This is a genomic window from Pseudomonas svalbardensis, assembly GCF_030053115.1.
Lineage (GTDB): Bacteria > Pseudomonadota > Gammaproteobacteria > Pseudomonadales > Pseudomonadaceae > Aquipseudomonas > Aquipseudomonas svalbardensis.
Genome location: NZ_CP125619.1, coordinates 2,855,408 through 2,876,698 on the forward strand (window position 1 = coordinate 2,855,408; position 21,291 = coordinate 2,876,698).

23 protein-coding genes and 1 pseudogene are annotated in these 21,291 nt (G+C 60.9%); 12 read left to right on the plus strand and 12 right to left on the minus strand.

All coding sequences use genetic code 11. The annotated features are described in order from the left end of the window. Positions 1-7: 7 nt before the first annotated feature. Genes nirJ through QFX16_RS13185 form a run of 9 tightly spaced genes read right to left on the minus strand, consistent with a single transcriptional unit; the run spans position 8 to position 6,644 of the window. Positions 8-1,186 carry a heme d1 biosynthesis radical SAM protein NirJ gene (gene nirJ, locus QFX16_RS13145; RefSeq protein ID WP_283184252.1) on the minus strand — a complete coding sequence of 393 codons (1,179 nt, stop codon included), beginning with the start codon at positions 1,184-1,186 and terminating at the stop codon, positions 8-10. A 26-nt stretch (positions 1,187-1,212) separates the two neighbouring features. Continuing rightward, positions 1,213-1,716 (minus strand): siroheme decarboxylase subunit beta, encoded by a 504-nt coding sequence (ahbB, locus tag QFX16_RS13150; RefSeq protein ID WP_283184253.1) that lies wholly within the window; start codon positions 1,714-1,716, stop codon positions 1,213-1,215. Beyond that, positions 1,691-2,134, minus strand: a complete 444-nt coding sequence (locus QFX16_RS13155) for an Lrp/AsnC family transcriptional regulator (protein WP_283184254.1) — start codon at positions 2,132-2,134, stop codon at positions 1,691-1,693. Before QFX16_RS13155 ends, ahbB (QFX16_RS13150) begins: the two co-directional genes overlap by 26 nt. After that, positions 2,127-2,642, minus strand: a complete 516-nt coding sequence (gene ahbB / locus QFX16_RS13160; RefSeq protein WP_283184255.1) for a siroheme decarboxylase subunit beta — start codon at positions 2,640-2,642, stop codon at positions 2,127-2,129. Before ahbB (QFX16_RS13160) ends, QFX16_RS13155 begins: the two co-directional genes overlap by 8 nt. Beyond that, entirely contained in the window at positions 2,639-3,097 is a 459-nt protein-coding gene (locus QFX16_RS13165) for an Lrp/AsnC family transcriptional regulator (protein WP_283184256.1), read from the minus strand. Before QFX16_RS13165 ends, ahbB (QFX16_RS13160) begins: the two co-directional genes overlap by 4 nt. A gap of 1 nt (position 3,098) precedes the next feature. Then, positions 3,099-4,277, minus strand: a complete 1,179-nt coding sequence (locus tag QFX16_RS13170) for a cytochrome D1 domain-containing protein (protein WP_283184257.1) — start codon at positions 4,275-4,277, stop codon at positions 3,099-3,101. Further along, positions 4,274-4,600 carry a c-type cytochrome gene (locus QFX16_RS13175; protein WP_283184258.1) on the minus strand — a complete coding sequence of 109 codons (327 nt, stop codon included), beginning with the start codon at positions 4,598-4,600 and terminating at the stop codon, positions 4,274-4,276. The genes QFX16_RS13170 and QFX16_RS13175 overlap by 4 nt, the downstream gene beginning before the upstream one ends. A 16-nt stretch (positions 4,601-4,616) precedes the next feature. Then, positions 4,617-4,931 carry a c-type cytochrome gene (locus tag QFX16_RS13180; protein WP_283184259.1) on the minus strand — a complete coding sequence of 105 codons (315 nt, stop codon included), beginning with the start codon at positions 4,929-4,931 and terminating at the stop codon, positions 4,617-4,619. 24 nt (positions 4,932-4,955) lie between these two features. After that, on the minus strand, positions 4,956-6,644 hold the full coding sequence (locus tag QFX16_RS13185; protein ID WP_439900117.1) for a cytochrome D1 domain-containing protein: 1,689 nt from the start codon (positions 6,642-6,644) through the stop codon (positions 4,956-4,958). A gap of 199 nt (positions 6,645-6,843) precedes the next feature. Here QFX16_RS13185 and QFX16_RS13190 point away from each other — a divergent pair, with 199 nt between their 5' ends. The 6 genes from QFX16_RS13190 to QFX16_RS13215 all read left to right on the plus strand — a co-directional run bounded on the left by QFX16_RS13190 (position 6,844) and on the right by QFX16_RS13215 (position 12,521). Then, a complete protein-coding gene (locus QFX16_RS13190) occupies positions 6,844-7,647 on the plus strand; it encodes a CbbQ/NirQ/NorQ/GpvN family protein (RefSeq protein ID WP_283184260.1) in 804 nt (267 codons plus the stop codon). After that, complete coding sequence (locus QFX16_RS13195) at positions 7,631-8,218, plus strand: cytochrome c oxidase subunit 3 (RefSeq protein WP_283184261.1); 588 nt, start codon at positions 7,631-7,633, stop codon at positions 8,216-8,218. The genes QFX16_RS13190 and QFX16_RS13195 overlap by 17 nt, the downstream gene beginning before the upstream one ends. Positions 8,219-8,228: 10 nt before the next feature. Beyond that, the gene (locus tag QFX16_RS13200) at positions 8,229-8,480 is read left to right on the plus strand and encodes a cytochrome C oxidase subunit IV family protein (protein ID WP_283184262.1); all 252 of its coding nucleotides are present in this window, start codon (positions 8,229-8,231) and stop codon (positions 8,478-8,480) included. Between the two features lie 247 nt (positions 8,481-8,727). After that, positions 8,728-9,168, plus strand: coding sequence for a c-type cytochrome (locus QFX16_RS13205; protein WP_095133504.1), 441 nt, complete (start codon positions 8,728-8,730; stop codon positions 9,166-9,168). 3 nt (positions 9,169-9,171) lie between these two features. Then, positions 9,172-10,602 carry a cbb3-type cytochrome c oxidase subunit I gene (locus QFX16_RS13210; RefSeq protein ID WP_283184263.1) on the plus strand — a complete coding sequence of 477 codons (1,431 nt, stop codon included), beginning with the start codon at positions 9,172-9,174 and terminating at the stop codon, positions 10,600-10,602. 77 nt (positions 10,603-10,679) lie between these two features. Beyond that, on the plus strand, positions 10,680-12,521 hold the full coding sequence (locus tag QFX16_RS13215; RefSeq protein WP_283184264.1) for a nitric oxide reductase activation protein NorD: 1,842 nt from the start codon (positions 10,680-10,682) through the stop codon (positions 12,519-12,521). A gap of 193 nt (positions 12,522-12,714) precedes the next feature. Here QFX16_RS13215 and QFX16_RS13220 read toward each other — a convergent pair whose 3' ends face one another. Next, entirely contained in the window at positions 12,715-12,915 is a 201-nt protein-coding gene (locus QFX16_RS13220; protein ID WP_283184265.1) for a protein DnrP, read from the minus strand. After that, the gene (locus QFX16_RS13225) at positions 12,912-13,595 is read right to left on the minus strand and encodes a Crp/Fnr family transcriptional regulator (RefSeq protein WP_283184266.1); all 684 of its coding nucleotides are present in this window, start codon (positions 13,593-13,595) and stop codon (positions 12,912-12,914) included. Before QFX16_RS13225 ends, QFX16_RS13220 begins: the two co-directional genes overlap by 4 nt. A 483-nt stretch (positions 13,596-14,078) precedes the next feature. Between QFX16_RS13225 and QFX16_RS13230 the strand changes: the two genes are divergently transcribed. Beyond that, entirely contained in the window at positions 14,079-15,269 is a 1,191-nt protein-coding gene (locus QFX16_RS13230; protein WP_283184267.1) for an NnrS family protein, read from the plus strand. 25 nt (positions 15,270-15,294) lie between these two features. After that, a complete protein-coding gene (locus tag QFX16_RS13235) occupies positions 15,295-15,735 on the plus strand; it encodes a CopD family copper resistance protein (RefSeq protein ID WP_283184268.1) in 441 nt (146 codons plus the stop codon). A gap of 75 nt (positions 15,736-15,810) precedes the next feature. Here the strand turns inward: QFX16_RS13235 and QFX16_RS13240 are convergent. After that, positions 15,811-16,065 (minus strand): annotated as a pseudogene (locus tag QFX16_RS13240) (hemerythrin domain-containing protein); the annotation flags it as partial. A 226-nt stretch (positions 16,066-16,291) separates the two neighbouring features. On the opposite strand from QFX16_RS13240, the gene QFX16_RS13245 reads away from it, so the two are divergent. The 4 genes from QFX16_RS13245 to pqqB all read left to right on the plus strand — a co-directional run bounded on the left by QFX16_RS13245 (position 16,292) and on the right by pqqB (position 21,150). Further along, positions 16,292-18,067: a PQQ-dependent methanol/ethanol family dehydrogenase gene (locus QFX16_RS13245; protein WP_283184269.1), complete on the plus strand. Its 1,776-nt coding sequence runs from the start codon at positions 16,292-16,294 to the stop codon at positions 18,065-18,067. A 263-nt stretch (positions 18,068-18,330) separates the two neighbouring features. Further along, positions 18,331-19,851 carry an acetaldehyde dehydrogenase ExaC gene (exaC, locus tag QFX16_RS13250; RefSeq protein WP_283184270.1) on the plus strand — a complete coding sequence of 507 codons (1,521 nt, stop codon included), beginning with the start codon at positions 18,331-18,333 and terminating at the stop codon, positions 19,849-19,851. 257 nt (positions 19,852-20,108) lie between these two features. Then, positions 20,109-20,180 (plus strand): pyrroloquinoline quinone precursor peptide PqqA, encoded by a 72-nt coding sequence (gene pqqA / locus QFX16_RS13255; RefSeq protein WP_003253598.1) that lies wholly within the window; start codon positions 20,109-20,111, stop codon positions 20,178-20,180. 55 nt (positions 20,181-20,235) lie between these two features. Then, positions 20,236-21,150: a pyrroloquinoline quinone biosynthesis protein PqqB gene (gene pqqB, locus QFX16_RS13260; RefSeq protein WP_283184271.1), complete on the plus strand. Its 915-nt coding sequence runs from the start codon at positions 20,236-20,238 to the stop codon at positions 21,148-21,150. Positions 21,151-21,291 lie beyond the last annotated feature (141 nt).

The window sequence follows — 21,291 nt, forward strand, 5'->3', positions numbered from 1 at the left end:
GGGCTATTCAGTGGGTGATGCAAGGGATGGTGGGTAATGGCGGCACACCGATTTCGTCATCGCTGAGGTGGCAGCCGGGGTCCTGGCCCCACAAATCACCCTCGGCCCAGGCGCGTGTGCGGGTGTTGCCGTTGCAGATGGGCAACCAGCGGCATTCTGCGCAACGACCGCCGACGGCGCGGGGATGCTCACGCAGGCGCAACAGCAGGGCATCCGGCTGATCCAGCCACAACGTGCGGAACGGCGTGCGGCGGACATTACCCACCGAGTGCTGCCACCAGTAGGTGTCCGGGTGCACTTCGCCGGTGTTGTCGATGTTGGCAATGCCGCTGCCCGACGCGTTGCCGCCCCAGGCGCGGAGCATTTTTTCCAGGCGTGGGTAATGCTCGGGAAGACGCACGGCTGCCCATTGCAGCAGGAGAATGGCGTCGGCATCGTTGTTGCCGCTGACAAAATCGCTGTCGCGGCCCTGTTGGATGTCTTCCCAGGCGCGCTCGAAGATCAGCGTCATGGCCTCGCGGCTCATCTGCTGGTGTGCGTCGAGTTTGCGACTGCGTTTGCCGCGACCGCTGTAGTTGAGGTGCGACAGGTAAAACTTTTGCACGTCGTACTCGCGCATCAGCGCCAGCAGTTGGGGCAGCTGAGGGTGGTTCTCCTGGGTCAGGGTGGTACGCAGGCCAACGCGAATGCCCTGTTCGCGACAGAGCCGGATTGCCTGCATGGAACGGGCGAAGCTGCCCTTGAGTTGGCGGAAGGCGTCATGGGTGGCTTCCAGGCCATCGATGCTGATCCCGACGTAGTCGAAGTTCGCCGCGCTGATCTGCGTGATGTTCTGCTCATCGATCAGCGTGCCGTTGGTGGACAAGGCCACAAAGAAACCCTTGGTCCGGGCGTAGGCACTGAGCACAAACAGATCCTCGCGCAACAGCGGTTCGCCACCGGAAAGAATCAACACCTTGACGCCGGCATCGTGCAGATCGTCAATCACGGTCAGCGCAGCGGCCGTATCCAGTTCGTCGCGAAAGACACTGTCGGCCGAGGTGGCGTAGCAATGTTTGCAGGTCAGGTTGCAGCGCCTGAGCAGGTTCCATATCACCACCGGCGCCCGATTGCTGCCCGGCGGACTGGTTCTGGGCGCAGGGGCCTGGCCGGCCAGTGCACGCAGGTATTGGCTGATCCTCAACATGCCACTCTCCTTGAGTCAGGGTGTGTTCAGCGCGAAGCGGGCGGCAGGCGCAAGCCGGTTTTTTTCAGGATGCGGCTGCTCACCAGCATCTCGTCGGCCCCACAGGCGTCGCCCAGCAAATAGCGCAGGTGCTCGCGGTAGCTGTTGATTTCATCGCTGCTGCGGCCATGCACCATGGCGAACAGGTTGTAACGCCAGTCGGTTCGGCGCGGACGGCGATAGCAGTGGCTGACGAAGGGTTGCGCGCCGATCAGCGCACCGAGGCGCGGCATGTCGGTGTCGCGCACATCCCAGACCGTCATGCCGTTGTGGCGATAGCCCAGTCGGTAGTGATTGGGCACGGCAGCGATCCGCCGAATCGCGCCCTCGGCCTGCAAGCGCTTGAGCAGATCCAGGGTGGCTTCGATGTTGAGCCCCAGCTGTTCGGCGAGCCACGCCCACGGGTCGTCCAGCAGCGGCAGACCGGCTTGGGTCAACACGATCAGACGCTGGACGAGGGTGTCTTCAGGCCGGGAAATACAGACCGACATGGTAGGTCTCCTCTTTGGGCAGGTTGAGCGGCGGCAGGCCGGTCAGGGTTTCGATGCGCTGCAGCGTCTCGGTGATGGCGTGTTCGGTCGCGCAGCCGAGCACGAACCACATGTTCCAGGCGTGCTCGCGTCGGTAGTTGTGCGCCACTTCAGGCAGGCCCAGCAGTTGCTCGGCGACCTCGTCGAAACGTTCTTCCGGGACCGCCAGCGCCGCGAGGGTGAAGGCGCCGCCCAGCCGTTCGATGTCGAACATCGGGCCGAAGCGTGTGAGCACGCCGTCATCGAGCAGGGCATGCAGTCGGTCGAGCAGTTCAGTGCTGCTGCTCTCCAGTTCGGCCGCCAATACCCGCCAGGGGTGGCGCACCAGCGGCAGGCCCAGTTGCAAGCGGTTGATCAGGCGACGGTCGAGGTCATCCATGGCTCGGTGCTCCTGTTCGCGAGGGCGCAAAGCGGCCGCCGCACTGTTTGAAGACCTGGGTGCTGAACAGCAATTGATGGGGCAGGTCGCTCAGCAGATGCTCCTCCAGCAACGCCTGTATCTGCGCCTCCACCCGGTCACGTTGACGCCCGTGCACCATGCAAAACAGGTTGTACCGCCACTGCGGCAAGCGCCGGGGCCGCTGATAGCAAAGGTTAATGCCGGGCGCTCGCCCCAGGCGCTGGCCGACTTCGTCGATCAGCGCGTCGGGAATATCCAGCACCAGCATGGCGTTGGCGGTAAAGCCCAGCGCGCGATGGTGCAGCACCAGGCCGATACGGCGAAACAGCCCTTGCTCGCTCCATTGGCGCATTTGCTCGAGCACCTGGTTTTCGTCGGTGTTTATCCGTTCGGCGAGTTCCTGATAGGGGCGCGCTACCAGCGGCAATCCGCCTTCGAGGTGCCGACGCAGCGCCAGCGCTTGTTTGGGGCTCAATCCGGGCTTCATGATTTTTCTCCCAGGGCAAAACCGAGGTCGATGCGGTAGGCGGTCAACATCGGCAGGTCCAGCGGCATGAGGCCGGTGTCGTTCTCCAGTTCCTTGAGCACACGGTCGATGTGTTGGCGATCAGGGGCGGTCAGCACAAACCACAGGTTGTAGAAATGCTCCCGTGCGTAGTTGTGATTGACCTCGGGGTACTGACTGACGCGATCGGCCACCTGTTGCAGGCGTTCGGCGGGCACGGCGAGGGCGGCGAGGGTGCTGGCCCCGGCGCGGCTGTGTTCGAACACCGGGCCGATCCGTGAGAGGGTGCCGGCCTGATCCATTTCTTCCAGGCAGGTCATCACCTGGGATTCGCGGCAACCGAGAATCCGCGCCATCTCCTTGTACGGTGACGGGCACAGCGGCATGCCGTGCTGGAAGCGGTCGATGAGTTGGCGACTGAGCAGCTCAAGGTTCATTTCAATACCCCATTTTCTGCGCGCGACTGCTGAAGAAGATGCCGCTCGGCGCGGAGGCTGGCAGGGTGCTCAGCAGCTTCAGGCGGTACGGATCCCAGATTTGAACCTGATTGCCGTCGCGTAACGACAGCCACAACTGATCGCCGCGTGCGGTGAATTCCATGTGCAGCACCGCCGGCCCCGGCTTCAGATCCGCGACCACGGCATGGGTTTCGGTGTCGATGACCTGAACCCGATCATTGTCCGGGTAGGCGAAATTGACCCACAGCTGCCGACCGTCCGGGCGCGACGTGACGAACACCGGTTGACCAGCGACCGGGATCACAGCGGTCTGCTGCCAGGTGCGTGAATCCATCACCAATACCTGATGACGGCCAACGGCGGGCACGAAGGCCTGGTTGTCGGCAACGGCCCAGCCTTCCAGGTGCGGCATCTTGTAGACCGGGAGTTTCGCCTGGCCGCGTCCGTAGTCGCCGAGTACCCGCTGCACACCGCGCTCTGGATGCCAGAGATCGAGTTGGGCCATGCCGTCTTCACCGAACAGACCGGCCATGTAATAGCGCCCATCGGGGGTAATCAGGGCGTCGTAGGGTTGCTGGCCGATGCCGGTGAAACGGCTGATCTGCGGTGTGCTGCCCTGACTAAAATCGGCGGTCCAGATCTCGCCGGTATCGAACAGACTGAACACAAAACGTTGCCCCGGCGCATCGACCAGGCCGACCACCCGGGAGCGCTTGGTGCCATCGGCCAGGGGCGTGGCCGGAATATCGGCCACCTGTTGCAGGGTGTCGGCATCGAACACCTTGACCCCGCCGGGCACGTAGTTGGACACCGCGATCAACTTGCCGTCCTGACTGATGGCGCCGCCAATGCTATTGCCGCCCTGGATGACGCGATGATCGATACGCCGGGTCAGCAAATCGATTTTGCTCAACCCGCCGTCGCGGCCGAACACGTAGGCATAGCGCTGGTCGCGTGAGAACACCACGGAGGCATGGGACAGATCGCCCAAACCCATGAGTCGGGCCAGCGCCGTATGGGTGTCACTCTCGATGATTTGCACGCTGCCGGTGGCGCGCTCCACGACCACGCCCAGATCGCCGGTGCCACGCAACGGTGGCTGAACGCAAGCGGACAACAACAGCCCGGTCGCCGCTGACAGCAGGATTGAACGGATCATGGTGCGGGATATCCCTGGAGAAGAAGATCGACCAGCCACCGGATGTCGCCGGGGCTGAGCAACGGAGCCCAACCGGGCATCGCAGTGCCTGGCCGGCCTTGGGTGACGGTGGCAATCAGGCTGTCCCGTGACTTGCCAGCCAGCGCTGCGCGCGTCAGTTCGGGGCCTAGCCCACCGGTGAGGTGCAGCCCATGGCAGGCGCCGCAGTCCTGGGTCAGCAGGTGTTCGAGTTGCGCCTGACGCTCGGCGTCCGGCGACGCAACCGCGGTTGCGCAAATGAGGAGGAGGGCCGCCAGAATCACAGCGTGTCGATAAACCATCATGACGCCCTCCAGGCGGTTATTTGAGTGTCAGTACCCAGGTCGCGAGAATTTTTGCTTCTTCATCCGTTACCGGGTTGGCCGGCATTGGCATCGGGCCCCAATTGCCTTGTGTGCCGTTCTTGATGCGACCGGCCAGGGTGTCCACGGCCCCGGGTACGCCAGCGTTCTTGGCCGCTACATCCTTGAGCGCCGGGCCGACAATCTTGGTGTCGATGGAATGACAGGCTGCGCAGGGTTTGCTCTTGAACAGCTCCAGCCCGTCCTCGGCCATGGCCGGCTGCACGCTCAGCGCAGCGGTCAGGGCGAACAGTGAAAACAGAGTATTTTTCATGGTGGTTCCTTGCATTGATGGAGCTCAATAGATGTCGTGTTGGGTGTTGTAGACGTTGAACTTCCCGGTGGGTGTGATCAGTCGTTTGTCCTTGATGACTGACTTGAGCTTCAGTGTTTTGTCGTCGATCACCACCAGCGCCGACTCGTCTGCCTGGCCGCTCCACACGGAGAACCAGACTTCATCACCGGCCTTGTTGTATTCCGGTTGCACGACACGCATGGCGCCTTGCTTGATGCCGGCGTATTCAGCGATGGGCAGCACGGTGTAGCCGGCGTCGAGCTTGTCGAGGTTGAACACCGCCACCGACTGACTCAGCTTGGTGTCAGGGTTGAGGGTGGTGTCGACGTACAGGTGGCGAGAGTTGGGATGGGTTTTGATAAACAGTGATCCGCCGCCCTGGCCCTTGAGTGAGGCGACCTGCTTCCAGGCGTATTGCGGGTGTTTGGTCGGGTCGGTGCCGATCAACGAGATGCCGTCATCACCCAGGTGGCTGGTGGCCCAAACCGGCCCGTAAGTCGGGTGGTTGAAGTTGGCACCGCGACCCGGGTGAGGGGTTTTGCCGACGTCCACCAGTGCGGTCAACTTGCGCTCTTTGGAGTCGATCACGGCGACCTTGTTGGAGTTGTTGGCGGCGGTCATGAAGTAGCGGTGCGTGCTGTCCCAACCGCCGTCATGCAGGAAGGGCGCGGCGTCGATGTAGGTGACGGTGAGGTTTTTGATGTCCTGGTAATTGACCAGCATGACCTTGCCGGTTTCCTTGACGTTGACGATGAACTCCGGCCATTCGTGGGAGGCGATGATCGCCGCGACCCGGGGTTCCGGGTGATATTCCTGCTTGTCGACGGTCATGCCGCGGGTCGAAACGATCTGTTTCGGCTCCAGGGTTTCGCCATCCATGATGGTGAATTGCGGCGGCCAATAAGAGCCGGCGATGGTGTATTTGTCTTCGTAGCCCTTGAACTTGGAGGTCTCGACCGAGCGCGCCTCGATGCCCACTTTGACTTCGGCGACCTTGGTCGGCTCGACCGGCCACAGGTCGATCATGTCGATCCGCGCGTCTCGACCAATCACCAGCAGGTAGCGACCCGAAGCTGATATGCGCGAGATGTGCACCGCGTAGCCGGTCTCGATCAGCTTGACGATCTTTTTGCTGTCACCGTCGATCAGGGCGATCTTGCCGTCATCGCGCAACGTCACCGAAAACAGGTTCGGCAAGTTGAGTTTGCTCAGCTGCTTCTTCGGACGGTCCTCGGGTTTGACCAGCACTTTCCAGGTTTTCAGCGTCTCGGCCATGCCCCATTCCGGCGGCGTCGGCGGCGTGTGCTGAATGAACTTGGCCATGACCGTGATTTGATCCTTGGTCAGCGCATTGGACGTCCCCCAGTTCGGCATGCCCGCCGGTGAGCCGTAGGTAATCAAGGCTTCCAGAAACGGTTGCCCGCGGTTCTGGGTAATGTCCGGTGTCAGCGGTTTGCCCGTGGCCCCTTTGCGCAAAACGCCGTGGCAGCCTGCGCAGCGCTGGAAGTAGATTTCCTTGGATGAGTCGAACTCGGCCTGGCTCATGTCGGGAGCGCCGGCGGTTTTGACCATGGGCGGGTTGGCCGCGGCGGCGGGCTCTTCAGCGCTGGCGGCATGACTCACCGCCAGGGCCAGTGCCGAACACAGCGTGGTCAGGGTCAGGGCAAACGTTTTTCTATTGCTGATCAGCATTCCATTTCTCCTCAGGCAAGACCTTTGCGATGTGCTGAAACGGCAGCGCAGAACGCAGGTTCTTAGTGCCGTGCAAGGCTATGCCCGAGCAGGCCAATGTTCGCTTGACGACGATCAAGTTTGCCGGCCATCTCACTTGCCAGGTTGTCGCAGGGGCCCGTAGCGTGTTCCTTGAATCCGCTTTTGGAACAGGCAGCCCATGGACCGCATCCAGTCTTGCGAACACCCGATCGAACCCTTCTACCAACCGCTGAACAATGAGGAGGCGCTGTTCGAACAAGCCTGGCGACACGGCATGCCAGTGCTGATCAAAGGCCCGACGGGGTGCGGCAAAACCCGTTTTGTCCAGCACATGGCCCATCGACTGAAACTGCCGCTGTACACCGTGGCTTGCCACGATGATTTGAGCGCGGCCGACCTGATCGGTCGCCATCTGATCGGTGCCCAGGGCACCTGGTGGCAGGACGGACCGCTGACCCGCGCGGTGCGCGAAGGCGGCATCTGTTACCTCGACGAAGTGGTCGAGGCACGTCAGGACACAGTGGTCGTACTGCATCCGCTGGCCGATGATCGTCGGGAGTTGTTCCTGGAACGCACCGGCGAAGTGCTGAAGGCGCCGCCGTCCTTCATGCTCGTGGTGTCTTACAACCCCGGCTACCAGAATCTGCTCAAAGGCATGAAACCCAGCACCCGCCAACGCTTCGTGGCGATGCGTTTCGGCTATCCGCCGGTGGTCGATGAGGAACGCATCGTTGCCCGCGAGGCTCAGGTGGACAACGCGCTGGCGGCGCAAGTGGTGCGGCTGGGGCAGGCACTGCGCCGGCTCGATCAACATGATCTGGAAGAGGTCGCCTCAACGCGGCTGCTGATTTTTACCGCGCGCATGATCCGCTCCGGCATGAGCCCGCGTGAGGCGTGCATGGCCTGCCTGGCCGAGCCGCTGAGCGATGATCCGCTGACCGTTGCCGCGCTGATGGACGTGGTTGATGTCCACTTCGGCTGAGTCAACGGGCGTTTCGCAACGCCACTTGCCGGGCGATCTGGCGATGTGGTTTTTCATTCTGGCCGAGCTATCGGTGTTTGCCATCCTGATCCTGACGTTCGCCGTGACCCAGGCGCTCAAACCGCAGATGTTCAGCGAAAGCCGTCTATTGCTGAACACCTCCACCGGGCTGGCGATGACCCTGAGCCTGCTCACCGCGGGGCTGTTCGCCGCGCTGGCGCAGGAGCACGTCAGGCGCTCACGATCCCGTCACGGCGCCGTCTTCCTGCTGATGGCATTGCTCGCCGCCAGTGTCTACGTGGTGCTGAAACTCACGGAATACCGGAACTTGCTGGCCTCGGGGCTGGGCATGGAGCACAACACGTTTTTCACGTTGTACTGGATTCTCACCGGTTTTCATTTTCTCCACGTAGTGCTTGGCATGGTCATTCTCGGATGGCTGGCCGAGCGCTGTCGCCGTGGCTTGTACGACGCCAACACGCGCAGCGGGTTTGAATCCGGCGTGCTGTATTGGCACATGGTCGATCTGATCTGGGTCATGCTTTTTCCGCTGGTCTACGTGCTGAGTTGACGAGGTTCTCATGACTGTTTCCAGGGTTTTGCTCGTCTGTTGGGCGGCGCTCGCCACGTTAAGCGTCTGCACCGTGGTGCTGGCCCAGGCCGGTGCGACGTGGTTGCTGTCGATTGCCATTTTGCTGGTGGCGGTTGGCAAGGCGTGGCTGATCACTGATGGCTTCATGGAGATGCGCCACGCGCCGCGACTGTGGCGGCGCTTGATGTTGAGCTGGGCGCTGGTGTTGGCGGCGGGGCTGACGCTGGTGTCGTTCCGCTGAAGGAATACAGTCTGTAAAACACCGCAACTCCAATGTGGGAGCGAGCCTGCTCGCGAAGGGGCCGTCACATTCAACATCCCTGTTGACTGACACTCTGCCTTCGCGAGCAGGCTCGCTCCCACATTGGATCTTCGTCAGCCATACGATCTATACCCGACCGAAACCATCTGACTTTCTTGATCGCCATCAAGCAGGTTTCAACCCTTCGCTTCCTATCATGGACGGGCCTAGCAAAGAGGAAACGACCATGTCAGACACCTTCACCAAAGGCATGGCCAGGAACATTTACTTTGGGGGAAGCATCTTCTTCTTCCTGATATTCCTGGCCTTGACCTATCACACGGAACAGACCTTTCCAGAGCGCAGCAATGAAGCGCAGTTAACCGAATCAGTGATTCGCGGCAAGACGGTCTGGGAGCAAAACAACTGCATCGGCTGCCACACGCTGTTGGGCGAGGGCGCCTACTTCGCGCCTGAGCTGGGCAACGTGTTCCAGCGTCGCGGCGGAGAGGCGGGTTTCAAACCCTTCCTGCATGCCTGGATGAAGATGCAGCCACTGGGCGTACCGGGCCGTCGCGCGATGCCTCAGTTCAAGTTGAGTGACCAGGAGGTGGATGACATCGCCGAGTTCCTCAAATGGAGCTCGAAAATCAACACCAATGGCTGGCCGCCAAACAAGGAGGGCTAAGCGATGAGCATTGCAAATCCGCATCTGAAATTCGCCTCGCAATCCGTGGCCAAACCGTACTTCGTGTTTGCTCTGATGCTGTTTCTCGGTCAGATACTGTTCGGTTTGATCATGGGCCTGCAATACGTGGTAGGGGACTTTCTCTTTCCGATCATCCCCTTCAATGTAGCGCGGATGGTGCACACCAACCTGCTGATCGTCTGGATATTGTTCGGCTTCATGGGGGCTGCCTACTACCTGATTCCGGAAGAGGCCGACCGCGAACTGCACAGTCCGAAGCTGGCGATCATCCTGTTCTGGGTATTCGCCGCCGCTGGCGTGCTGACGATCCTCGGTTACCTGCTGGTGCCTTATGCCGGCCTGGCCAAGCTGACCCACAACGAGCTGCTGCCGACCATGGGTCGGGAGTTCCTGGAGCAGCCGACCATCTCCAAGATGGGCATTGTGGTGGTCTGCCTGGGCTTTCTCTACAACATCGGCATGACCTTGCTCAAAGGGCGCAAGACCACCGTCAGCATGGTCATGATGACCGGGCTGATCGGGCTCGCGGTGTTCTTCCTGTTCTCCTTCTATAACCCCGGCAACCTGGCCCGCGACAAGTTCTACTGGTGGTGGGTGGTGCATCTTTGGGTGGAAGGCGTGTGGGAACTGATCATGGGTTCGATGCTTGCCTTCGTCCTGATCAAGATCACCGGTGTGGACCGGGAGGTCGTGGAGAAATGGCTTTATGTGATCATCGCCATGGCGCTAATAACGGGGATCATCGGTACCGGTCACCACTTCTTCTGGATCGGTGCACCTGAGGTCTGGTTGTGGGTCGGTTCAATCTTCTCGGCACTCGAGCCGCTACCCTTCCTGGCGATGGTGATATTCGCCTTCAGCATGGTCAAGAACCGTCGGCGGGACCACCCCAACCGCGCGGCCACGCTGTGGGCCAAGGGCACCACGGTCACCGCGTTCTTCGGCGCTGGCGTCTGGGGTTTCCTGCATACCCTGGCACCGGTCAACTTCTACACCCATGGTTCGCAGTTAACGGCGGCTCACGGTCACCTGGCCTTCTACGGTGCTTACGCGATGATCGTGATGACCTTGATCAGCTATGCCATGCCGAAACTGCGCGGGCTCGGCGAAGCAGCGGACGAGCGTTCGCAGCAACTCGAGATCTGGGGCTTTTGGTTGATGACCCTGTCGATGGTAATGATCACGCTGCTGCTCACCGCTGCCGGTGTCGTGCAGATCTACCTGCAACGCTGGCCGGTGGATGGCGTCGCGTTACCGTTCATGGCCACTGTCGATCACCTGCAAGTGCTGTTCTGGGCTCGTCTGGGCGCCGGTCTCGGTTTCTTCGCAGGGCTGCTCTGCTACCTGTCCAGCTTCAAGCGGCGGGTGCCAGTGGGGATCACTGCGACTGCCGCATCCGCTGTTCGTTCGTGAGTCAGTAACCACCTGAAGGAGGACGGCCCGGCTGGTAAAGCGGGCCGTTTCACATTGGTTTTCAGAGGAAAAAAACCATGGCCTTTACCGTCGAACTGGAAGAGTGGGTCGGTAGTGTCTGGCATCGCTTTATCACCCGTCGGGCCAGCCCGGACTTTCCCGAGGCCCGGGTCGAACTGATCCACCAGCAGCGACCGCTGGCGTTGTTGTTTCGCGCCATGGGTGGCGCCAATGGCGTCGGCGTGGAAGCCGCCAGCGACCGCGATCTGTTGTTGCGACGCAACGTGCTGCAGCAGATCGCCGGCACCTGCAAGCAAGTGCCCTTGGCGTGGTGCGACGAGACGAACCTTCGTCTGCCGTCGAGCCTGGCGGTGTTCCCTGAAGTCGCACTGAACGAGGAACTCTATCGTTGGCTCGCATTGCTGGCGGCCCAGGCCGGGCAGATGCGGCACTGGGGTCGGGACAATCAACGCTGGACGCAACAGCTGTTGCGGCGCTATCCCGCGTTGCGTGCCCGGTATAAACGTTTGGTCGATGCCCATCTGCAATTGCGCCCGGATCCGGCAACATTGAACCCCGGCGAAGCGGCCCTGGAACGGGCGTTATGCCAGGCGTTGCGCGAGCCCGGCAGTGTCGAACACTTTCCCCGCAGCGAACGGGCCGCATGGCCGCTGCCGCTGTGGTTGTACCCGCCGCAAAACCTCGCGAGCCCGCAGGCGGCCGACCTCGGTGACGAGTCGGAAGAATCGCTGACGACCCCGCCCGGTGAGCAGAAAGGCGCAAGCAAACGCGCCAAGCGGATCGATGAAGGCAGCCGCGACGGCGGGTTGTTAATCGTGCGCCTGGAGAACCTGTTTAGCTGGACCGAACACGTCGACCTGGATCGCTGGTCAGACGACAGCGAAAACCCTGACGCGGCCAGAGTCGCCGAGGACCTCGACGAGTTGAGCCTGTCGCGCACCCGTCTGCGCAAGGGCGGCGGCCTCAAGCTGCACCTGGATTTGCCGCCCGCCGATGTCGACGATATTCCGTTGGGCGAAGGCATCAAGTTGCCGGAGTGGGACTATCGCAAACAGCAAATGCAGGACGCCTTCGTCAATCTGCAAATGATGGTGCCCCGCGACTGCGAGTCGCAGCCACTGCCGCCACGGCTGAAGGCCTCGGCGCACCGCCTGCGCCGTCAGTTCGAACACCTGCGCAATGACCGTCAATGGTTACGCCAGCAACCTCAAGGGTCTGAACTGGACATGCAGGCCTGGCTGGATTTTCACGTTGAACGCGAGCATGGCCAATGTGCGGAACGAGGTCTGTTCATGGAACAACGCCAGACGCGCCGCGACCTGGCGTGCCTGTTGCTGGCCGATGTGTCGATGTCCACCGACGCACATTTGAATGATGAGCATCGGGTGATCGATGTAATCCGCGACAGCTTGCTGCTGTTCGGCGAAACCCTGTCGGTGCTCGGTGATGATTTCGCCCTGTACGGGTTTTCCTCGCTGCGTCGTCATCAAGTGCGGATGCAGGAACTCAAGTCCTTCACCCAGCGCTATGACGACAACACCCGCGGTCGCATTCAAGGGCTCAAACCGGGTTATTACACCCGCATGGGCGCCGCCATCCGCCACGCCACCCAACTGCTGGGCAAGAGCAAACGACGCAGCAAACTGTTGCTGCTGCTGACGGATGGCAAACCGAATGATCTGGACCTGTATGAGGGGCGTTACGGTGTTGAAGACACCCGCGAAGCGGTGCTGCAGGCGCGGCGTCAGGGGTTGACGCCGTTCTGTATCACGATTGATCGCGAGGCCGGGGATTACCTGCCTTACATGTTCGGTGCCAATGGCTACACCTTGATCCGCCAGCCCGAGCAATTACCCCTGCGCTTGCCGCAATTGTATCGCCAGTTGACGCAGCCGTGATCGACACGGTCCCTTGTCGCCTGCGCCCCTGTAGCAGCTGCCGAGCCCGCGAGGCTGCGTTCGGCTGCGCAGCAGTCGTAAATCCTGAACCCACGGTTTTTCTGAAACACCGCGCTGTATGGTTTTACGACTGCTTCGCAGCCGAACGCAGCCTCGCAGGCTCGACAGCTGCTACAAGGGGTATGTGTGCTCTTCAAGAGATGCTGCGTGGCAGCCAGAAAAACATTGTCACGCAGAAGATCGTCAGGCCGATGCAGAACCACATGAATCGGCGCAGCCGGCGTTCCCCCGCCTGTGCGGCGAATGCCGGCAGGGGCATGCCGCATTGACGGCACTCGGTTGCTCGTGCGGGGTTTACGTGTTGGCAATACAAACAGACGGGCACGGCACTCACTCGAACTGTTCCAGACGCAGACGATCGAGAATGGCGATCTGGCGGCCGTCCTGGGTGATGATGTTTTCATCGATCAGGCGACGGATGATCCGCGAAAAGGTTTCCGGCTGGATCGACAGATGCCCGGCAATCAATTGCTTGGCCATCGGCAGCTCGAATTGGCTGTCAACGGTTTGCTGGCGCACCAGTTGCGTCAGCAGATAGCGCACGACCCGGTGGGTGGCGTTTTTCAGGGACAGGGTTTCGATTTCGTTGACCCGTTGGTGCAGGCGAACGCAGAGCTTGCCGAGCAGCGCAAAGGTCAGCCGGCTATTGCTCTGCAGCAAGCGCATGTAGGTGTTGTTGGATAACCGATAGAGCTGAGTCGGGCAGATCGCTTCGGCCGAAGCCACATAGTTCGGGGTGTCCATCAGCATCATCGCCTCGGCGAAGGTTTGCCGATCGCTGATCACCTCAAACACTTTCTCCTGCCCATCCGGTGTCAGGCGGTAGATTTTCACCGCGCCGGCAATCACGAAATAGAACGAGTCTGCCGGCTCGCCCTGGCGGAACAACGGTTCGCCTTTGTCGATGCTCAACAAGTGGCTGGTACTCATCAATTCATCCAGCTGTTCTTCGTTCAACGGCTCGAACAAGTGATGACTGCGCAGAATCTGGTGATGGACGCGATGAAGCACCATAAGAATTCATCCTGAGGATTGAAGAGGGGATGGCGATTAAGTCAAACGAGGCCTAGAGAGACGCCGCTGGCCAACGCCAGAACCGAGGTCAACACCACAAACCAGGCGAGTGGCTGGATGACTTTTTTCATGACGGCTCCTGGGGATCGAGAGGGATCAAAGGTTTCTTGAATGCTAGAGGCTTGAGCAAAACGCGGGCCATGCCTGGAGGCCCTTGTTTATTGGGGTTGTCAGACAATAGGGTAGAAATGACCACGAGGTTTAGGGTTTAAATAACCCTTGTAGGGTCATTTGTACCCTGAATGGATTTCATTGGCGGCACGCGAGGCTTGCTACCGGCGCAGATCGGCATCGGGGCACGCCCCTTGCAAACTTGATCTGCGACAAAGGCAACTGATCGCCAATACCCGATTATTGCCCCCGGACTTACTTCGACGCGTGTGGGTTAGCGTCAGGTCAGCAGAAAGGTAAAGGAGTGGCTTTATGCAAGTGCTTGACCGCCGTAAAGCGATGGCCATCGCGCCGCTGTTACGTTTGGCCTTTCGGCCGTTTTTCCTCGCCGGCTGCCTGTTGGCGGTGCTGGCCATTCCGCTCTGGCTCGCTGCCTTCAGTGGTGCGCTTTCCGCCTGGCAGCCGGCGGGTGGCTGGCTGGGCTGGCATCGACACGAATTGCTGTTCGGGTTCGGCTTGGCGATCATCGCGGGTTTTCTGCTGACGGCCGTGCAAACCTGGACCGGTCGCCCCGGCCTCAGCGGGCGACCACTGGCCGCGCTGGCGTTGCTGTGGTTGTTGGCGCGCGTGGCCTGGCTGGTCAATGCGCCGTGGCCGGTGCTCGCGGTGCTGGAATTGGCGTTCCCGCTGGCGGTGGCCGCGCTCATGGGGTTCACCTTGTGGAAGGTGCGGCAGAAACGTAACTACCCGATTGCGGTGGTGCTGCTGTTGTTAGCGGCGGCCGACGGGTTGTCCCTGTACGGCCTGGTCGAAGGTCATGAAGGCTGGCAGCGTCAAGGCGTGCTGACCGGCCTCTGGCTGGTGGCGGCGATGATGGGCTTGATCGGCGGGCGCGTCATTCCGTTCTTTATCCAGCGCGGTCTCGGCAAGGTCGAAGGCGTTACCCCTTGTCCGTGGCTCGATTGGCTGCTGCTGATTGGCTCACCGCTGGTGGCGTTGTTGTATGCCGCCGGACCTGCGCTTGACCCCAATCTTTGGGTGGGTCTGTTGTTCGCCGTGTTGGCCGCCGGGCATCTGGTACGCCTGGTCCGCTGGCATGATCGCGCCCTCTGGCGCGTGCCATTGCTGTGGTCGCTGTACCTGGCTTATGCCTGGTTGGCGGTGGCGTGTCTCGGAATGGCGCTGTGGCATTTCGGTGTGCCGATTAACCCGAGTCTGGCGGTGCATTGCCTGACGATCGGCGCGATGGGCGGCCTGGTGTTGGCGATGATCGCGCGGGTCAGCCTGGGGCATACCGGCCGCGCGCTGGAGCCGCCATCGGGCATGACCCTGGCGTTCATTTTGCTCAACCTGGCGTGTCTGAGCCGGGTCGTGTTGATCCTGTTCTTTCCCCTGCCTGCGTTGTGGCTGGCCGGTGTGTGTTGGGCGCTGGCGTTTGCGCTGTACGCCTGGCGCTATGGGCCGATGCTGCTGCGGGCCCGGGTGGACGGTCATCCGGGCTAAGCAAGTGAACTGATGGAGGCTGCCGGTGCTATATCCCTTTTTGCTGGTCACCCACTTGCTGGCGGCGATTGCCTTTATCGGCACGCTGTTTTTTGAAGTGGTGATCTGGCACCGCGCCCGCCAGCAGTTGGCGGGTACCGCGCAAACGACCGCAGATCAAGCGATCGCGGTGCGTTCGCGCAAGGTGCTACATGGCGTGGTGTTGCTGTTGTATGGCGCCGGCATCAGCCTGGCGTGGCAACACCGTGGCGTATTGAGTCAGCCGCTGGCCAGCAGCTTTGGCACGTTACTGAGCCTGAAGATCGTCCTGGCCCTGAGCATCATCGGCCATTACTTCCTGCTGGCGTATTGGCTGAAAAGCGCACGACTGACCGCGACCCGTGCCAGATGGATTCGCCGCAGCATCCTCGGGCACATGGTGTTGATCGTGATCCTGGCCAAGGCCATGTTCTATTGGCACGGGTGATCGCACGCCGTCCCAAACAGACAAAACCCGCGTCAACCGGTTGGCTGGCGCGGGTTGGGTCTGACCGGCAATCAATCAATGGCGAGGGTTCAGGGCGTTAATGAACAACACGTTGTTTTCCAGATGGATGTGTTGCATCAGGTCATCACGAAACTCCAGCAGCCCACGATAAAGGGCCCGCCAGGTGTTACAGGCATCGGGCGGCGGGGTGATGTTGTTGGTCAGCGCGAGCAGCTTTTCGAGGGCTTCGCCATGTTGATCATGTTCAAAGCGCAGCACCTGGATCGGCGGCGCGGCCTGAGGGCATCGCATGGCGTAAAGCTGTGGGAATTCAGCTGTCTATCAATATGCCTTCAAAATAACGATCATCAAGACAGTTGCTCCCACATTAGGTCAGTGTCGATCACGAATTTCGGTGTCCATCTCATCCGACCCGGTACTAAGGAACTAGCAATCTCCACACTGCGGGCAATTGTTCCAAGGGCGGCGGCGCCCAAGAATCTGCACCAGACCGGGAAAATTTCCCGGGTATAAAAAAACCGCAGAGGTAGCCGTCATGACCCAACCCGCACGTCGCCAACCCTTCGTCTTGAGTGTGCTGCTCAGTGCCATGCTGTTGTCTGGCTCGGCATTGGCCGGCGTCACCGATCAAGACATTCTCCAGGACCCCAAGAACCCGGAGCAGATCGTCACCAACGGTCTGGGCGTCCAGGGTCAACGCTACAGTCCGCTGGACACGCTCAACGTCAACAACGTGAAGGATTTGCGGCCGGTCTGGGCGTTCTCCTTCGGCGGTGAAAAACAACGCGGTCAGCAAGCACAGCCGATGATCAAGGACGGCGTGATGTACATGACCGGTTCCTACTCGCGGGTGTTTGCGGTGGATGCGCGCACCGGCAAGAAACTCTGGCAATACGATGCGCGCCTGCCCGATGACATCCGCCCTTGCTGCGACGTGATCAACCGTGGTGTCGCGCTGTACGGCGACCTGGTGATCTTCGGCACCCTCGACGCCAAACTCGTGGCCCTGAACAAAGACACCGGCAAAGTCGTCTGGAGCAAGAAAGTCGCCGACCACAAGGAAGGCTATTCGATCAGCGCCGCGCCGTTGGTGATCAACGGCAAACTGATCACCGGTGTCGCCGGCGGCGAGTTCGGGGTGGTTGGCAAAATCGAAGCCTACGACCCGAAAAACGGCAGCGTGCTGTGGACCCGTCCAACCGTCGAGGGCCACATGGGCTACACCTACAAGGACGGCAAAGCGGTAGAGAACGGCATCTCCGGCGGTGAAGCCGGCAAGACCTGGCCCGGCGATCTCTGGAAAACCGGCGGCGCCGCCCCTTGGCTAGGCGGTTACTACGACCCTGAAACCAATCTGCTGCTGTTCGGCACCGGCAACCCGGCGCCGTGGAACTCGCATCTGCGTCCTGGCGACAACCTCTACTCGTCGTCGCGTCTGGCGCTCAATCCGGACGACGGCACCATCAAATGGCACTTCCAGAGCACGCCTCACGATGGCTGGGACTATGACGGCGTAAACGAGTTGGTCTCGTTCAACTACACCGAAGGCGGCAAAGAGATCAAAGCCGCCGCGACCGCTGACCGTAACGGTTTCTTCTACGTGCTGGACCGCACCAACGGCAAATTCATTCGCGGCTTCCCGTTCGTGGACAAAATCACCTGGGCCACCGGCCTGGATAAAGAGGGCCGGCCGATCTACAACGAAGCCAGCCGCCCAGGCGCACCAGGCACCGAAGCCAAAGGCAGTTCGGTATTCGTAGCTCCGGCATTCCTCGGCGCGAAAAACTGGATGCCGATGGCCTACAACAAGGACACCGGGCTGTTCTACGTACCGTCCAACGAATGGGGCATGGACATCTGGAACGAAGGCATCGCCTACAAGAAAGGCGCGGCGTTCCTCGGTGCCGGTTTCACCATCAAACCATTGAATGAAGACTACATCGGCGTGCTGCGCGCCATCGACCCGAAAACCGGCAAGGAAGTCTGGCGCCACAAGAACTTCGCGCCGCTGTGGGGCGGAGTGCTGACCACCAAGGGCAACCTGGTGTTCACCGGTACGCCGGAAGGTTTCCTGCAGGCGTTCAATGCCAAGACCGGCGAGAAAGTCTGGGAATTCCAGACCGGCTCCGGCGTACTCGGCTCGCCTGTGACCTGGGAAATGGACGGCGAACAGTACGTCTCGGTGCTGTCCGGTTGGGGTGGTGCTGTTCCGCTGTGGGGCGGCGAAGTGGCCAAGCGCATCAAGGACTTCAACCAGGGCGGCATGCTCTGGACCTTCAAGCTGCCGAAAGACCTGGTCGCCAAGCATTAACTCAAAATCCACCGCATAACCCTGTGGGAGTGAGCCTGCTCGCGAAAGCGATCTGTCAGCCAACATCTCTAGTGAATGTGCTGGCCCCTTCGCGAGCAGGCTCGCTCCCACAGGGAGATTTGCCACAGGTAGATGTGGGCAAATCTACTACCAAATAACGAGAGTCCTCCTGCCAACGGCGCATTCGTCTGACGCGCGGGGCTCTCTACTATCGGTTCATCGCCTGTTTGCCCGACAGGCATCGACCCAGACAGAGGCCCACCATGATCTACGCACAACCTGGTACACCTGGCGCCGTCGTTACGTTTAAACCGCGCTACGGCAATTTCATCGGCGGCGAGTTCGTCGCCCCGGTCAATGGTGAGTACTTCACTAATTCTTCGCCGGTCAACGGTGAAGTGATCGCCGAGTTCCCTCGGTCCAGCGCTGCCGACATTGAAAAAGCCCTCGATGCCGCCCATGCCGCCGCCGATGCCTGGGGCAAGACCTCCGCGCAAGACCGCTCCCTGGTGCTGCTGAAAATTGCCGACCGCATCGAGCAAAACCTCGAAATCCTCGCCGTCAGCGAAACCTGGGACAACGGCAAAGCCGTGCGCGAAACCCTCAACGCTGACGTGCCGCTGGCCGCCGACCATTTCCGTTACTTCGCCGGGTGCATCCGCGCTCAAGAGGGCGGCGCCGCCGAGATCAACGAGTTGACGACGGCCTATCACTTCCACGAGCCATTGGGCGTGGTCGGGCAGATCATTCCGTGGAACTTCCCGCTGCTGATGGCCGCCTGGAAACTCGCCCCGGCCCTGGCCGCCGGCAACTGCGTGGTACTCAAGCCCGCCGAGCAGACGCCGCTGTCTATCATGGTCTTCGCCGAACTGATCGCCGATTTGCTGCCGGCCGGTGTGCTGAACATCGTCCAGGGTTTTGGTCGCGAAGCGGGTGAGGCGCTGGCCACCAGCAAGCGCATCGCCAAGATCGCCTTCACCGGTTCCACCCCGATTGGCGCGCACATCATGAAATGCGCGGCCGAGAACATCATTCCGAGCACTGTCGAATTGGGCGGCAAGTCGCCAAATATCTTCTTCGAAGACATCATGCAAGCCGAGCCGCAGTTCATCGAGAAGGCCGCCGAAGGTTTGGTGCTGGCGTTCTTCAACCAAGGCGAAGTCTGCACCTGTCCATCGCGAGCGCTGGTGCAGGAGTCGATCTACGACGACTTCATGAAAGTGGTGATGAAGAAGATCGTCAAAATCAAGCGCGGCAACCCGCTGGACACCGAAACTATGGTCGGCGCCCAGGCGTCCGAGCAGCAATACGACAAGATCCTCTCGTACCTGAAGATCGCCCAGGAAGAGGGCGCCGAGCTGCTCACCGGCGGCGCGGCCGAGCGTCTTGAGGGTGACTTGTCGACGGGTTATTACATCCAGCCGACCCTGCTCAAGGGCCACAACAAAATGCGCGTGTTCCAGGAAGAAATCTTCGGCCCGGTGGTGGGTATCACCACCTTCAAGGACGAAGCCGAAGCCCTGGCGATTGCCAACGACAGCGAGTTCGGCCTCGGCGCCGGCCTGTGGACCCGCGACATCAACCGCGCCTACCGCATGGGTCGGGCGATCAAGGCCGGGCGTGTCTGGACCAACTGCTACCACCTGTACCCGGCCCACGCCGCGTTTGGTGGCTACAAGAAATCCGGTGTCGGCCGTGAAAACCACAAGATGATGCTCGACCACTATCAGCAGACCAAAAACCTGCTGGTGAGCTACGACATCAATCCGATGGGGTTCTTCTGATCTAGCAAGCGCCGCACTACCCCTTGTGGGAGCGAGCCTGCTCGCGAAGAGGCCAGCACATTCAACATTGATGTTGATTGTCAGGCCGCCTTCGCGAGCAGGCTCGCTCCCACATTGGTTTTGGGTGTGCTGAAAATCTGGCGACACCCCCTACCAATGCACGCCGCCAACTCGTTCGAAAGTAGCATTCGGGTGGCAGGCGCCCCGTGCATTAATGGCTTTACCGGAATCGTCCGGCACAAGAAGAGGATTGACCCATGTGGACTAAACCCGCGTTTACCGATCTGCGCATTGGCTTCGAAGTGACGATGTATTTCGCCAACCGCTGACTGTTCACCCGGCCAGCTGTTGCGTTGGCCGGGCCTGCCTTCTGGAGCATTGCCCATGCACATTCGCGTTCTCGGATCCGCCGCTGGCGGTGGTTTTCCGCAATGGAATTGCAACTGCCGCCAGTGCGCCTCGATGCGCAATGGCAGCCTGCGGGCCCAACGGCGCACACAGTCCTCGATTGCCCTGAGCGACAACGGTGTGGATTGGGTGCTGTGCAATGCTTCACCGGACATTCGTGCGCAACTCGAGAGTTTCGCGCCGCTGCAACCGGCGCGCCGGGTGCGTGATACCGCGATCGTCGGCGTCGTCCTGATGGACAGCCAGATCGACCATTGCACCGGCCTGTTGAGTCTGCGCGAAGGTTGCCCGCATCAGGTCTGGTGCACCGAACGCGTCCATGAAGACCTGAGCAGCGGCTTCCCCTTGTTCACCATGCTCAAGCACTGGAACGGCGGGTTGCAGTGGCAACCGGTCGGGCTCGACCGCGAACCCTTCAGCATCCCGGCTTGCGCACACCTGCGATTTCGCGCGATCCCCTTGGTCAGCAACGCACCGCCGTACTCGCCCAATCGCGGCAATCCGCAGCTGGGCGACACCATCGGCTTGTTTATCGAAGACCGACGCAGCGGTGCTTCGCTGTTCTATGCGCCGGGCCTGGGACAAGTCGACGACGAGGTTCTGAGCTGGATGCAACGCGCCGATTGCCTGTTGCTGGACGGCACCTTGTGGCGCGACGACGAGATGCGAGTCTGCGAAGTCGGCCAGAACCTGGGCCGTGAAATGGGTCACCTGTCGCAAAGCGGCCCTGGCGGCATGCTCGACATCCTTGAAGGCTTCACCCGCCAGCGCAAGGTGCTGATCCACATCAACAACACCAACCCGATCCTTGATGAAGACTCGGCCGAGCGAGCGTTGCTGGAGCGGCGCGGGATCGAAGTGGCCTATGACGGCATGAGTATTGAGCTGTAGCGGATGGCCCCTTCGCGAGCAGGCTCGCTCCCACATTGGGATTGTGGTGTACACAAAATCTGTGTTCACACCGATCAACTATGGGAGCGAGCCTGCTCGCGAAGGGGGCAGACTAGACACCGCAGAATCGAACGGTTATTC

Bases quoted from the DNA above. Each gene is read 5' to 3' on its own strand.
- nirJ (WP_283184252.1), bottom strand. From the start codon at position 1,186: ATGTTGAGGATCAGCCAATACCTGCGTGCACTGGCCGGCCAGGCCCCT.
- ahbB (WP_283184253.1), bottom strand. From the start codon at position 1,716: ATGTCGGTCTGTATTTCCCGGCCTGAAGACACCCTCGTCCAGCGTCTG.
- QFX16_RS13155 (WP_283184254.1), bottom strand. From the start codon at position 2,134: ATGGATGACCTCGACCGTCGCCTGATCAACCGCTTGCAACTGGGCCTG.
- ahbB (WP_283184255.1), bottom strand. From the start codon at position 2,642: ATGAAGCCCGGATTGAGCCCCAAACAAGCGCTGGCGCTGCGTCGGCAC.
- QFX16_RS13165 (WP_283184256.1), bottom strand. From the start codon at position 3,097: ATGAACCTTGAGCTGCTCAGTCGCCAACTCATCGACCGCTTCCAGCAC.
- QFX16_RS13170 (WP_283184257.1), bottom strand. From the start codon at position 4,277: ATGATCCGTTCAATCCTGCTGTCAGCGGCGACCGGGCTGTTGTTGTCC.
- QFX16_RS13175 (WP_283184258.1), bottom strand. From the start codon at position 4,600: ATGATGGTTTATCGACACGCTGTGATTCTGGCGGCCCTCCTCCTCATT.
- QFX16_RS13180 (WP_283184259.1), bottom strand. From the start codon at position 4,931: ATGAAAAATACTCTGTTTTCACTGTTCGCCCTGACCGCTGCGCTGAGC.
- QFX16_RS13185 (WP_439900117.1), bottom strand. From the start codon at position 6,644: ATGCTGATCAGCAATAGAAAAACGTTTGCCCTGACCCTGACCACGCTG.
- QFX16_RS13190 (WP_283184260.1), top strand. From the start codon at position 6,844: ATGGACCGCATCCAGTCTTGCGAACACCCGATCGAACCCTTCTACCAA.
- QFX16_RS13195 (WP_283184261.1), top strand. From the start codon at position 7,631: ATGTCCACTTCGGCTGAGTCAACGGGCGTTTCGCAACGCCACTTGCCG.
- QFX16_RS13200 (WP_283184262.1), top strand. From the start codon at position 8,229: ATGACTGTTTCCAGGGTTTTGCTCGTCTGTTGGGCGGCGCTCGCCACG.
- QFX16_RS13205 (WP_095133504.1), top strand. From the start codon at position 8,728: ATGTCAGACACCTTCACCAAAGGCATGGCCAGGAACATTTACTTTGGG.
- QFX16_RS13210 (WP_283184263.1), top strand. From the start codon at position 9,172: ATGAGCATTGCAAATCCGCATCTGAAATTCGCCTCGCAATCCGTGGCC.
- QFX16_RS13215 (WP_283184264.1), top strand. From the start codon at position 10,680: ATGGCCTTTACCGTCGAACTGGAAGAGTGGGTCGGTAGTGTCTGGCAT.
- QFX16_RS13225 (WP_283184266.1), bottom strand. From the start codon at position 13,595: ATGGTGCTTCATCGCGTCCATCACCAGATTCTGCGCAGTCATCACTTG.
- QFX16_RS13230 (WP_283184267.1), top strand. From the start codon at position 14,079: ATGCAAGTGCTTGACCGCCGTAAAGCGATGGCCATCGCGCCGCTGTTA.
- QFX16_RS13245 (WP_283184269.1), top strand. From the start codon at position 16,292: ATGACCCAACCCGCACGTCGCCAACCCTTCGTCTTGAGTGTGCTGCTC.
- exaC (WP_283184270.1), top strand. From the start codon at position 18,331: ATGATCTACGCACAACCTGGTACACCTGGCGCCGTCGTTACGTTTAAA.
- pqqB (WP_283184271.1), top strand. From the start codon at position 20,236: ATGCACATTCGCGTTCTCGGATCCGCCGCTGGCGGTGGTTTTCCGCAA.